10 protein-coding genes and 1 riboswitch are annotated in these 12,009 nt (G+C 73.8%); of the genes, 5 read left to right on the forward strand and 5 right to left on the reverse strand.

Annotated features, from left to right (window positions below; all coding sequences use genetic code 11):
- The first annotated feature begins 8 nt into the window (after positions 1–8).
- On the forward strand, positions 9–575 hold the full coding sequence (locus ACH34S_RS23035; protein ID WP_395954821.1) for a helix-turn-helix domain-containing protein: 567 nt from the start codon (positions 9–11) through the stop codon (positions 573–575).
- Positions 576–627: 52 nt separating this feature from the next.
- The gene (locus ACH34S_RS23040; RefSeq protein ID WP_395954822.1) at positions 628–1,464 is read left to right on the forward strand and encodes a metallophosphoesterase family protein; all 837 of its coding nucleotides are present in this window, start codon (positions 628–630) and stop codon (positions 1,462–1,464) included.
- A 20-nt stretch (positions 1,465–1,484) separates the two neighbouring features.
- Here ACH34S_RS23040 and ACH34S_RS23045 read toward each other — a convergent pair whose 3' ends face one another.
- From ACH34S_RS23045 to ACH34S_RS23060, 4 genes are all read right to left on the reverse strand, one after another.
- Positions 1,485–2,102 (reverse strand): TetR/AcrR family transcriptional regulator, encoded by a 618-nt coding sequence (locus ACH34S_RS23045; RefSeq protein ID WP_395954823.1) that lies wholly within the window; start codon positions 2,100–2,102, stop codon positions 1,485–1,487.
- A gap of 189 nt (positions 2,103–2,291) precedes the next feature.
- Positions 2,292–4,022: a phosphomethylpyrimidine synthase ThiC gene (gene thiC, locus ACH34S_RS23050; RefSeq protein ID WP_395954824.1), complete on the reverse strand. Its 1,731-nt coding sequence runs from the start codon at positions 4,020–4,022 to the stop codon at positions 2,292–2,294.
- Positions 4,018–4,131: riboswitch (TPP riboswitch) on the reverse strand. It overlaps the preceding gene by 5 nt.
- Positions 4,132–4,222: 91 nt before the next feature.
- Complete coding sequence (locus ACH34S_RS23055) at positions 4,223–5,308, reverse strand: hypothetical protein (protein ID WP_395954825.1); 1,086 nt, start codon at positions 5,306–5,308, stop codon at positions 4,223–4,225.
- Between the two features lie 65 nt (positions 5,309–5,373).
- On the reverse strand, positions 5,374–5,739 hold the full coding sequence (locus tag ACH34S_RS23060) for an Mth938-like domain-containing protein (RefSeq protein ID WP_395954826.1): 366 nt from the start codon (positions 5,737–5,739) through the stop codon (positions 5,374–5,376).
- Positions 5,740–5,828: 89 nt separating this feature from the next.
- Between ACH34S_RS23060 and ACH34S_RS23065 the strand changes: the two genes are divergently transcribed.
- The gene (locus ACH34S_RS23065) at positions 5,829–6,998 is read left to right on the forward strand and encodes a sensor histidine kinase (protein ID WP_395954828.1); all 1,170 of its coding nucleotides are present in this window, start codon (positions 5,829–5,831) and stop codon (positions 6,996–6,998) included.
- Positions 6,999–7,008: 10 nt separating this feature from the next.
- Here the strand turns inward: ACH34S_RS23065 and ACH34S_RS23070 are convergent, their stop codons facing one another.
- Positions 7,009–8,724 (reverse strand): serine/threonine-protein kinase, encoded by a 1,716-nt coding sequence (locus ACH34S_RS23070; protein ID WP_395954829.1) that lies wholly within the window; start codon positions 8,722–8,724, stop codon positions 7,009–7,011.
- A 171-nt stretch (positions 8,725–8,895) separates the two neighbouring features.
- On the opposite strand from ACH34S_RS23070, the gene ACH34S_RS23075 reads away from it, so the two are divergent.
- Complete coding sequence (locus ACH34S_RS23075; protein ID WP_395954830.1) at positions 8,896–9,501, forward strand: CDP-alcohol phosphatidyltransferase family protein; 606 nt, start codon at positions 8,896–8,898, stop codon at positions 9,499–9,501.
- On the forward strand, positions 9,498–12,008 hold the full coding sequence (locus tag ACH34S_RS23080; RefSeq protein WP_395954832.1) for a sugar phosphate nucleotidyltransferase: 2,511 nt from the start codon (positions 9,498–9,500) through the stop codon (positions 12,006–12,008). The genes ACH34S_RS23075 and ACH34S_RS23080 overlap by 4 nt, the downstream gene beginning before the upstream one ends.
- Position 12,009 lies beyond the last annotated feature (1 nt).

The raw sequence follows: 12,009 nt of genomic DNA on the forward strand, positions 1-12,009 counted from the left end.
TGCTCCTCATGAAGGACGACACCGAGCCCGTGATCCTGGACGACCCGGGACGGATCAAGGCGCTCAGCCATCCGCTGCGCCGCCGGATCCTGCACCGGCTGCGCGCGCACGGCCCGGCGACGTCCACCACGATCGGCGAGGTGCTCGGCGCCAACACCGGCACGACCAGCTACCACCTGCGGCAGCTGGAGAAGTACGGGTTCATCGAGGAGATCCCGGAGCGCTCCGCCGGGCGGGAGCGCTGGTGGCGGCCCGCCGCCACCCCGCGCGACCTGCGGCTGCCCGCCCCGGAGACGGTCGCCCCCGAGGACCGCGCCGTCCTGGAGGAGCTGATGCGCGTCGGGCACGCCGAGGACATGGAGCTGTTCGCCCGGCTGCCCGCCGAGTACGCGCGCGACCGCGCCTGGGCGCTGCTGTCGCGCGGCTTCGCGCACATGACCGAGGAGGGCCTCGCGGAGTTCTTCGAGGCCTACATCCGGCTCCTGCACGAGCACGGCCACAGCCGCGAGGACGCGCCGCCCGGCGCCCGCCCGGTGCACGTCCGGCTCTTCACGCTCCCCGCCGACGAGGAGTGACACCGCACCCCGCGCGGAACGCGGCCCGGCGGCACGGGCTTACGATCTCTGGATGAGCGCCGTCCACGCCATCAGCGACCTGCACGTCGGATTCCCCGAGAACCGCGCGTTCGTCGAGGGGCTGCGGCCCGCGTCCGGCGACGACTGGCTCATCGTGGCGGGCGACGTCGCCGAGTACGTCTCCGACGTCGAGTGGACGCTGAAAACGCTGCGCGAACGCTACGCCACCGTCATCTGGACGCCCGGCAACCACGAACTCTGGACCGTCAAGAACGACCCGGTGCGGCTGCGCGGCGAGGCCCGCTACCGCGCGCTCGTCGACATGTGCCGGAGCATCGGCGTGCTGACCCCCGAGGACCCGTACCCCGTGTGGGACGGCGAGGACGGCCCCGTGACGATCGCGCCGCTGTTCCTCCTGTACGACTACACGTTCCGGCCGGAGGGGGCGTCCACCAAGGAGGAGGCCCTGAGGATCGCGCACGAGGCGGGCGTCGTGTGCACCGACGAGGTCTACCTGCACCCCGACCCGCACCCCACGCGCGACGCCTGGTGCGACGCGCGCCTCGCCTACACCGAGAAGCGCCTCGCGGCGCTCGAACCCGGGACGCGGACGGTGCTGGTCAACCACTGGCCGCTCGTCCGCGAGCCGACCCGCGTCCTGTGGTACCCGGAGTTCGCCCAGTGGTGCGGGACGGAGCGGACCGCAGACTGGCACACCCGGTTCGGCGCGGTGTCGGTGGTGTACGGCCACCTCCACATCCCCCGGACGATCTGGACCGGCGACGTCCCGCACATCGAGGTGTCGGTCGGCTACCCGCGCGAATGGCGCAAGCGCGGCGACGCGCCCCGGGGGCCCCGCCGGATCCTGCCCGTGCCGGAGACCACCTGACCGCCGACGGCGCGGCGGGCTCAGCCGCCGTGGGCGCCCTTGCCGGGGATCAGGCCGGTGGCGGCGAGGGCCAGCAGCCGGTCGGCCGCCGCCGGTTCCCGCTCGGTGACCACGGCGATAGCGCCCGCGAGCCGGAGCGCGTCGGTGAACACCGCGCCGGCGGGCACGTCGCCGGCGTCCTGCGCGCGGGCGAACAGCGCCTGGCCCGCGTCGCGCATCGCGCGGCACGCCACGGCCGGTCCGGACGCGGCCGCCGGTCCGGGCCGCTCGTCCTGCAGCGACACCACGGCCGAGGCCGCCATGCCGGGGAACACCGTGATCCGCGCGATGAACGCGCGCAGCCATGCCGTCAGCGCCTCGCCGGGCGCGGGGGAGACCAGCAGCTCGCGGCCCGTCGCGGCCAGGCCGTCGTAGACGTCGGCGAGCAGCGCCTCCAGGAGGTCCTGGCGGGTCGGGAAGTGGCGGTACAGCGTCCCGATGCCGACCCCCGCCAGCCGCGCGACGCCCTCCAGTGAGGCGCCGGCGCCGTCCCGCTCGAACATCTCCGCGGCGGCGGCGAGCAGCCGGGCGCGGTTGCGGCGGACGTCGGCGCGGATCGCCCGGACCTGGCCGGGCTTCGGCATGTCGTCGCTGGTCACCTGAGTCGTCGATCCTTCCCGGCGGGTCAACGGGCCGGCGGCGATCCGGGGATCCGCGGCTTTGGAACGGTCCCCTGATAGTAGCCGCGTACCTCCGCCGGCGGGGCGGCGACCTCGCCGGGACGCGGGAAGGCCCGCCGCGGCCGTGTCCGCGGCGGGCCTCCTCACCAGCAATCACCGAAGCTCGCGTCAGGCGCCGCCGGGGGAGAGGGGCAGGTAGACGCGCCCGCCGCCCGCGCGGAACTCGTCGGCCTTCTCGCGCATCCCCGCCGCGAGGGCGTCCTCCTCGGCCAGGCCGTGCTCGTCGGCGTAGCGGCGGACGTCCCGGGTGATCTTCATCGAGCAGAAGTGCGGCCCGCACATCGAGCAGAAGTGCGCCGTCTTCGCCGGGGCGGCCGGGAGCGTGGCGTCGTGGTAGGCGCGCGCGGTGTCCGGGTCGAGGGACAGGTTGAACTGGTCCTCCCACCGGAAGTCGAACCGCGCGTCCGACAGCGCGTCGTCCCACGCCTGCGCGCCCGGATGGCCCTTCGCCAGGTCGGCGGCGTGCGCGGCGATCTTGTAGGCGATCACGCCGGCCTTGACGTCGTCGCGGTCCGGCAGCCCGAGATGCTCCTTCGGCGTGACGTAGCAGAGCATCGCGGTGCCGTACCAGCCGATCATCGCCGCGCCGATCGCGGAGGTGATGTGGTCGTAGCCCGGCGCGATGTCGGTGGTCAGCGGCCCGAGCGTGTAGAACGGCGCCCCGTCGCACCACTCCTGCTGCAGGTCGACGTTCTCCTTGATCTTGTGCATCGGGACGTGCCCGGGGCCCTCGTTCATCACCTGGTTGCCGAACTCCGCGGCGATCCTCGTCAGCTCGCCCTGGGTGCGCAGCTCGGCGAACTGCGCCTCGTCGTTGGCGTCGGCGATCGAGCCGGGGCGCAGGCCGTCCCCGAGCGACCAGGTGATGTCGTAGGCGGCGAAGATCTCGCACAGCTCCCGGAACCGCGTGTAGAGGAAGTTCTCCTCGTGGTGCGCCAGGCACCACGCCGCCATGATCGACCCGCCGCGCGACACGATCCCGGTCTTGCGCCGCGCCGTCAGCGGCACGTACGACAGCAGCACCCCGGCGTGGACGGTCATGTAGTCCACGCCCTGCTCGGCCTGCTCGATCACCGTGTCGCGGAAGACGTCGAAGGTCAGCTCGGCGGGGTCGCCGCCGACCTTCTCCACCGCCTGGTACAGCGGGACGGTCCCGACCGGCACCGGCGAGTTCCGCAGGATCCACTCGCGGGTGGTGTGGATGTCCCGGCCCGTCGACAGGTCCATGATCGTGTCGGCGCCCCAGCGGGTCGCCCACGTCATCTTCTCGACCTCGTCCTCGATGGACGAGGCCACCGCCGAGTTCCCGATGTTCGCGTTCACCTTCACCAGGAAGTTCCGGCCGATGACCATCGGCTCGATCTCGGGGTGGTTGACGTTGGCGGGCAGCACGGCGCGCCCGGCGGCCAGCTCGTCCCGGACGAACTCCGGCGCCACCCCCTCGCGCAGCGCCGCGAACTCCATCTCCGGCGTGATCTCCCCGCGCCGCGCGTACGCGCGCTGCGTCACCGCGCCGCCGGTCGCGCGGCGCGGCCGGCGCGGCGGGAATCCGTCCCGCGGCGGCCGCGCCCCATCTCTGCGGCCGCCGTCCTCGGGGCGGACGGCCCGGCCCTCGTACGGGGCGGTGTCGCCGCGCCCCTCGATCCACGGCGCCCGCAGCGCGGGCAGCCCCCGCCGGACGTCGGTCTCCTGCGACGGATCGGTGTACGGCCCGGACGTGTCGTACAGGACGACGGTGTCGCCGCTGGTCAGCGGCACCTCCCGCATCGGGACCCGGATGTCGGGACGCGAGCCCCGAAGGTAGGTCTTGCGGGCGGCTGCAACCAAAGGTTCGGTCATGACGACTCGATCTCTCCCTACGCCGGCATTACCCGGTCAGGTTCATGCGGTCAGCGGCCGTCTCAGCCGCTATCTCAGCCCGGTTCGCCGGACCCCCGCGATCTGTCGTGCTCGACGCTAACCCGGCGCACCCCCGTTGCCGCAACCGGGGCCCATGGGATAAGGCCCTGATCTGCGGAGGGCCGGCCGCCCCGGCCGCGTCAGGAGGACCGGCGGGCGAGCCGCACCACCATCGGCAGCGCCAGCGTGAGGGTGCGCAGCAGGTCCGGCGCGGACCGCGAGCGCTCCAGCCACATGCGCCCGTCGTCGCCGCCCTTGGTCCGCAGCGACGCGGACTCGCGGCCGTCGACGCCGGTGACGACATGGCGGTCGCCGTGCCGCCGGGTGGTGCCGAGGAGCGTCCCGCCGGCCGCGTGGAAGGCTGGCTCGCGCAGCCGGCTGATCGTGCCGATGTGCCGCCCGTCCGCGTCGAACACCCGCATGCGGCCGCCGCCCGCCAGCCGGGACGACTTCTTGAAGGCGAGCAGCCGGCCCGCGTGCGGGTCGCGGAGCACGATCGTCCGGCGGCCCCGGTCGGGGGTGCGGCGGAAGCGGGCCGGGCCGGGACCGCGCGTGGCGAGCCGCCCGCAGGCGACGGCGACGACGGCGCCGCCGCCCTGGTCGCGGTAGCGGCCCGCGCCGTCCACCACGAGGCGGTCGGTCTTGGGCAGCGCGTCCGGCCGCGGCTCCTCGACCTCTTCGCCCGTGTCGTCGAGGACGCGCCAGGCGGCACCGAGGGTCTCCGTGGCCGCGGTGCGCACGGACGCGAGCCAGCCGGACGGGAGCGACCGGTCGCGGTGCAGCGTGATCGCGTCGCCGTCCACCTTCGCGACGGCGCCGGCGTCCGGGGCCGCCTCGGTGTCGATCCAGACCGTCCAGACGGGGTCGGCGACGGGCCACACGATGCCGACCGCGTGCACGGCGTCCGCCGGGACGACCACCTGGTTCTTGGCGCGCCGCAGGACGAGGCCCTTCTCCCCGATGGTCACGACCAGGCGGCTACGGAAGATCACGAAGGCCCAGCCGGCGGCGGCCAGCGCGATGAGCGCGCCGCCTCCGCCGTAGATGGTGACGACCCGCCGCGCCTCCCCGGGCGCCCACGCGGCGCCGCCGGTGCGCGTGGACAGCGCGACGAGAAGGCCGGCCGTCAGCGCGGCCAGGAACACGCGGAACGGCCAGCGGTAGGCGCCGCGGCCGAGCGTGACCCGGACCTCCGGCTGGGAGCGGGACGGGGGAGCGACGGACACGGTCAGCCCTTCATGATGGAGTTTGCAGAACTATAGGCCGGGACGACCGCATTCATCCCGGCCTATCAGCAGGTCGAATGGAAGAGCCCGCCCACGCGCTCGGTCTCGGCCAGCCGGTTGTAGAGCGCGACCGCCTCGGTCGTCTCCGCCACGTGCACCTCGACGCCGGCGTCCCGCAGCGCCTCCAGCGTCGCGGGCATCGTCTTCAGGCGCAGCTCCATGCCCCTGCTGAGGACGACGACCGTGCAGCCGTGATCCAGTAGCTCCCGCACCTCGCCCGGCTGGATCCCCGGGTCGTGGCGTGTGCCGTGCTCGGACCAGTCCCACGCGCGGCCCCCGCCCGGATACAGCTTGAAGTCTTTGCCGGCCTCAAGCCCTTCGACCTCCATGCGACCCCAGGCGATATGCGTGATCCGAGGTGATCTCTCCATGCGCGGAGGGTACTGAAAACCGCCGTCGTCCACCGGCGGTGCGGGGGCGATGTGCGGAGGCCGGAGGGGTCCGGGAAGATGGACGCGTGGTGACGGTGCCCAGGGCCGGCGTGGCGGCGAGCGACGCCCTGTTCGCGGCCCTGCTGGCGTGCGTCGCCGTCGTGGTCGCGGTGATGTGGCCCGGCGTCCGGGACCTGGACGCGGCCGGGACGCTCCTGCTCGTCGCCGCGCACGCGCCGCTCGCGGTGATCAGGCGGTGGCCGACGCCGGGGCTGGTGGCACTGCTGACGCTGGTGCTCCCGTACCACCTGGCGCAGTACCAGCATCACGCGCTGGTCCCCGCCGAGGTGGTCGCGCTGTTCGCGTACGCGGTGCTGGGGCGGCGGGCCCGGGGCATGCTCACCATCGCGGGCCTGGTGCTGTTCCTAAGCGTGAGCGCGATGAGGATGCAGGCGGGCGGCAAGTCCCTCCTGGAGCAGATCGCGGTCATCGAGGCCGTGGTCTCGATCGTGATCGCGATCCAGGTGTGGCGGGTGCACCGGGCGCGGCTCGCGACGATCACCGAGCGGGCCGAGCGGGCGGAGCGGACGCGCGAGGAGGAGGCGCGGCGGCGCGTCGCCGAGGAGCGGCTGCGGATCGCCCGCGACCTGCACGACCTTCTCGCGCACAGCATCACGGTCATCGGCGTCCAGGCGGGGGCGGCGGCGCATCTCGTCCGCGGGGACCGGCCGGTCGACCGGGCGGAGCTGGCGGAGGCGCTCACGGCGATCGCCGACACGTGCCGGGACGCCCGCACGGAGCTGCGCGGCACCCTGCAGGTCCTGCGCGGGACGGACGTCGAGCCGTCCGGGGCGTCCGGGCCGCTGCCGGGCCCGGACGGGATCGCTGACCTCGCGCAGGCCGCGCGCGCCGCCGGGATCGAGGTCGACCTCGACGACGCGGGCGTGGGGCCCCTGCCGCCGGAGGTGGGCGTCGCGGCGTACCGGATCGTCCAGGAGGCGCTGACCAACGTCGTCAAGCACGCTGCGGCCGAGCGCGTCACGGTCACCCTGACCCGCGACGGCGACGGCGGGCTCGTGGTGCGGGTCGCGGATAACGGGGCGGGGCCGTCGGGCGGGACGCCGGGCGGCTTCGGGATCCTCGGCATGATCGAGCGGGCGCGCAGCGTCGGCGGGACGCTGGACGCGGGCCCCGGCGACGGCGGCGGGTTCGTCGTCACCGCCGTCATCCCTGTCGCGGACGTCGTCTCCCCGCAGTAACGCCCGCCGCTCAGGGGGTGCGGACGGATCCGAGGATCTGGTCGATGTCCCCCTGGTTGGCGAAGGCGCTCGGGGCGGACACCAGGAGAACGCCCGGCGTGCCGCCGGGCGCGCCGTCCTGGTCGATGATCAGGAGCGCCATCGTGTCCCCGGTGACCGGCCAGCCCTGGGCCCGCGCCTGCGGGAAGTCGAACCGGGCCTTCTCCAGCCAGCCCGTGCCACCGCCGCTCAGCTCGACCTGCTTGGACGCGAGCTCGGTCTCGGTGTGCTGGACGGTGAACAGCTCGCGGACGACGCGGGTCTTCACGCGCGCCGCGACGGTCTCCAGGTCGCCGGGGCCGGTGTAGCCGCGGCTCTCGTCGGCCCTGGGCAGCCCGGCCAGGGACGTCGCGTTGAAGGTGGAGTCGCCGTTGCGCTGCCGCAGCGGAGAGATCTGCCCGCTGGTGAACCATCCCGGTCGCGTCCAGGCACCTCCTGGCGTCACCCACGGCGTGCCGAGGCGGGCATAGGAGAACCCGGCCTGCGCGTCCTGGATGCGCCCCACGACCGCCGATGCCGGCTGCCCGGGCCGGTTCGCGGACGGTGACGCGGTGGCCCGGCCCTTCCCGTCGTCTCCGGTCCGGAGCAGCACGAGGACGACCGCGGTCACGAGCAGCGCCAACCCGGCGAAGAACGCGACACCGCCGAGAACCCACCTGGTCCGTGCCCCGGACCGGCGCGGCGCGGCAGCGGTCACGGCGGGGTACTGCCCTGGGGCAGCGGGCGGTGGACCCGCGGGCGGCAGGGCGGCGGGCGGCGGCGGGTTCTCCGGCGGCGGGGCGGCGTCGACATCGGTCGTCCGCGGGTCCCGCCCGGCGGCGGTCGCGGCCGGGGCCATCGCGGTGGCCATGGCCAGGACGGACGGCGGCAGCCACCCGTCGCCCGCCGCGCCCGCGCAGCGCTCCAGCACCTCCGCCAGGGCGGGGCGGCCCGCGGGGTCCTTGGCCAGGCACGCCGCGACCAGGTCGCGCAGCTCGGCGGGGACCTCGTCGAGGTAGGGGTCCTCCCGGACGATCCGGTACAGCACCGCCTGCGCCTGGCCCTGGCCGAACGGGCAGGCGCCGGTGGAGGCGAACACCAGCACCGAGCCGAGCGCGAACACGTCCGCGGCGGGCCCGATGTCCCGGTCCCCGCGGGCCTGCTCGGGCGCCATGTACGCCACCGTCCCGGTGATCGTGCCGGTGGCGGTGCCGGACGCGCCCTCCAGCGCCCGCACGATCCCGAAGTCGATCACCCGCGGCCCGTCCGGGGCGAGGATCACGTTGCCGGGCTTGAGGTCGCGGTGCACCAGCCCGCAGGAGTGGACGGCGGTCAGCCCCTCCGCGAGCCCCGCGCCGAGGACGCGCACCGCGCGGACGGGCAGCGGCCCCTGCTCGTCCACGGCCGCCTGCAGCGAAGGGCCCGGCACGTAGGCGGTGACGAGCCACGGCCGGTCCGCGTCCGGGTCGGCGTCGACGACCTGCGCGGTGAAGAACCCGCCGACCCGGCGGGCCGCCTCCACCTCGGCCGCGAACCGGCGCCGGAACTGCGGGTCGTCGCCGTACTCGGGGCGCACGAGCTTCACCGCCACCGGCCGCCCGCCGGGGGAGCGGCCGAGGTACACCTGGCCCATGCCGCCGCCGCCCAGCCGCGCCGACAGCGTGTACCCGCCGACGGCGCGCGGATCGTCAGCCTGTAGGGGACCCAACACGACACCCTTTCTGGGTGGCCCCGGCCGAGAGCGGGGGCGTCCGGAGATCGTTCCCGTAAGGAAGACGCGTCCGGGACGCCCTTTGTTTGCGGCGGTTCTGCCATGAAGGGCTTTCAAAATCCTTACCGGTAGGGTCAGGATCAAGGGACCAGGGAGGCGAACGCTTCGGTGAGCACACAGCAAGAGGCCGCACAGGACCGGATCTTCACAGTTCCCAACAGCCTCAGCCTGGCCCGGCTGGTCGGCGTCCCGCTGTTCCTGTGGCTCGTGCTGATCGAGGCGGACTGGTGGGCGCTCGGCCTGCTGGTGTTCGCGGGGCTGTCGGACTGGCTGGACGGCAAGCTCGCGCGGATCCTGAACCAGACCAGCAAGCTCGGCACGGTGCTCGACCCGGCCGCCGACCGGCTCTACATCCTCGCGACGCTCGTCGGGCTGACGATCCGCGACATCATCCCGCTGTGGCTGGTGGTGCTGCTCGTCGCCCGCGAGCTGGCGATCGTGCCGATCGCGCCGATCGTCCGGCGGCTCGGCTACAGCGGGACGCTGCCCGTCCACTTCATCGGCAAGGCGGGCACGATGTGCCTGCTGTACGCGTTCCCGCTGCTGCTGCTCGGCGACCACGACGGCGCGGCGGCGACGGCGGCGAAGGTCGTCGGCTGGTCGTTCGCCATCTGGGGCGCGGGCCTGTACTGGTGGGCGGCCGTCCTGTACTGGGAGCAGACGCGTCAGCTCATGGTGGCGGGGCGGGGGACCGGCCGGGAGGCCGCCCGGTGAAGGCGGTCGTGATGGCGGGCGGCGAGGGCACGCGGCTGCGCCCGATGACCGCCAACCAGCCGAAGCCGCTGCTCCCGCTGGTCAACCGCCCGATCATGGAGCATGTGCTGCGGCTGCTGAAGCGGCACGGGTTCAGCGAGACCGTCGTCACCGTCCAGTTCCTGGCCGCGCTGATCCGCAACTACTTCGGCGACGGCGAGGAGCTCGGCATGTCGCTGAGCTACGCGACGGAGGAGATCCCGCTCGGCACCGCCGGCAGCGTCAAGAACGCCGAGGAGGCGCTCCGCGACGACCGCTTCCTGGTGATCTCCGGGGACGCGCTCACCGACATCGACCTGACCGACATGGTGCGGTTCCACGAGCGCAACGGCGCGCTCGTCACGATCGGCCTGAAGCGCGTCCCGAACCCGCTCGAATTCGGGATCATCATCGTCGACGACGAGGGCCGCGTGCAGCGGTTCCTGGAGAAGCCGACGTGGGGCCAGGTGTTCTCCGACACCGTCAACACCGGCATCTACGTGATGGAGCCGGAGGTCCTGGAGCACGTCGCGGCGGGGGAGCCGGTCGACTGGTCCGGGGACGTGTTCCCCGCGCTGCTCGCCGCGGGCGCCCCGCTGTTCGGGTACGTCGCCGACTGCTACTGGGAGGACGTCGGCACCCACGAGAGCTACCTCAAGGCGCAGGCCGACATGCTCTCCGGCCAGGTCGGCATCGATCTGGACGGGTTCGAGGTGTCGCCCGGCGTGTGGGTCGCCGAGGGCGCGGAGGTCGACGCCGAGGCCGTGCTGAAGGGCCCGCTCTACATCGGCGACTACGCCAAGGTCGAGGCGGGCGTCGAGCTGCGGGAGTACACCGTCCTCGGCAGCAACGTGGTCGTGAAGGAGGGCGCGTTCCTGCATCGCGCGATCGTCCACGACAACGTGTTCGTCGCCCCGGCCACGAACCTGCGCGGCTGCGTGGTCGGCAAGAACACCGACATCATGGCGGGCGCCCGCGTCGAGGAGGGCGCGGTCATCGGCGACGAGTGCGTGATCGAGGCGGAGGCGTACGTCTCCTCCGGCGTGAAGGTGTACCCGTTCAAGACGATCGAGGCGGGCGCGGTCGTCAACACCAGCGTGATCTGGGAGTCGCGGGGGCAGCGCAACCTGTTCGGGCCGCGCGGCGTGTCCGGGCTGGTCAACGTCGAGATCACGCCCGAGCTGGCGGTCCGGCTCGCCAGCGCCTACGCGACGACGCTGAAGAAGGGCACCACCGTCGTCACCGGACGGGACGTCTCCCGCGCCGCCCGCACCCTCAAACGCGCCGTGAACAGCGCCCTGACCGCGAGCGCCATCAACGTCAACGACCTGGAGGCGACGCCGCTGACCGTCGCCCGGTTCGAGACCGGCCGCACGGACGCCGTCGGCGGCATCTACCTCCGCACCACGCTCGGCGACCCGCAGGGCGTCGACATCCTCTTCCTCGACCCGGGCGGCGGCGACCTGTCGCAGAACGCGCAGCGCAAGCTGGAGCGCGTGTTCGGGCGGCAGGAGTACCGGCGCGCGTTCCCCGGCGAGATCGCCGAGCTGACCTACCCGCCGCGCGTCGTGGAGACCTACACCCGCGACCTGCTGCGCCGCGTCGACATCCGCGGGGTGCCGGAGGCCGGGCTGAAGATCGTCCTGGACTGCGCGGGGGGTGTCGCCTCGCTCGTCCTGCCGAGCCTGCTCGGCAAGGTCGGCGTGGAGGTCCTCACCCGCAACGCCGGGCTGGACGAGGCCAACCCGACCGAGACGCTCGCCGAGCGGATGCGCGACCTGGAGCGGCTCGGCGATCTGGTCTCCTCATCGCGGGCCGCGTTCGGCGTCCGCTTCGACCCGGTCGGGGAGCGGATCTCCCTGGTGGACGAGAACGGCGAGCTGGTCGGCGACGACCGGGCGCTGCTGGTCATGCTGGATCTGGTCGCGGCCGAGCGGGGCGCGCGCGAGGAGCAGGGCCGGGTCGCGCTGCCGGTGACGACGACGCGGGTCGCCGAGCAGGTGTGCCGGTTCCACGGCGTCGAGGTCGAGTGGACGTCCACGTCCCAGGACGTGCTGACCAAGGCCGCCGCGCAGCGCGGCGTGTTCTTCGCCGGGGACGGCCGCGGCGGGTTCCTGATGCCGGAGTTCAGCGGCACCGTGGACGGGATCGCGGCGTTCGTCCGCCTCGTCGGCCTGGTCGCCAGGACGCGCCTGACGCTGTCGCAGATCGACCACCGCATCCCGGACGCGCACCTGCTGCGCCGCTCCGTCCCGACGCCGTGGGCCGCGAAGGGCAGCGTGATGCGGCACGTCGTGGAGGCCGCCGGGGACCGCACGGTCGACACCACCGACGGGGTCCGCGTGGTCGAGGACGACGGCCGCTGGGTCCTCGTCCTGCCCGACCCGGCGGAGGCCGTCACCCACCTGTGGGCCGAAGGCCCCGACACCGACGCCGCCCAAGCCCTCCTGGAGGAATGGGCCGTCGTAGTCGAACGCGCGGGCACCTGAG

The sequence above is a fragment of the Actinomadura sp. 3N508 genome (genome assembly GCF_044326375.1).
Classification (GTDB): domain Bacteria; phylum Actinomycetota; class Actinomycetes; order Streptosporangiales; family Streptosporangiaceae; genus Spirillospora.

Bases quoted from the DNA above. Each gene is read 5' to 3' on its own strand.
- ACH34S_RS23035 (WP_395954821.1), top strand. From the start codon at position 9: ATGAAGGACGACACCGAGCCCGTGATCCTGGACGACCCGGGACGGATC.
- ACH34S_RS23040 (WP_395954822.1), top strand. From the start codon at position 628: ATGAGCGCCGTCCACGCCATCAGCGACCTGCACGTCGGATTCCCCGAG.
- thiC (WP_395954824.1), bottom strand. From the start codon at position 4,022: ATGACCGAACCTTTGGTTGCAGCCGCCCGCAAGACCTACCTTCGGGGC.
- ACH34S_RS23060 (WP_395954826.1), bottom strand. From the start codon at position 5,739: ATGGAGAGATCACCTCGGATCACGCATATCGCCTGGGGTCGCATGGAG.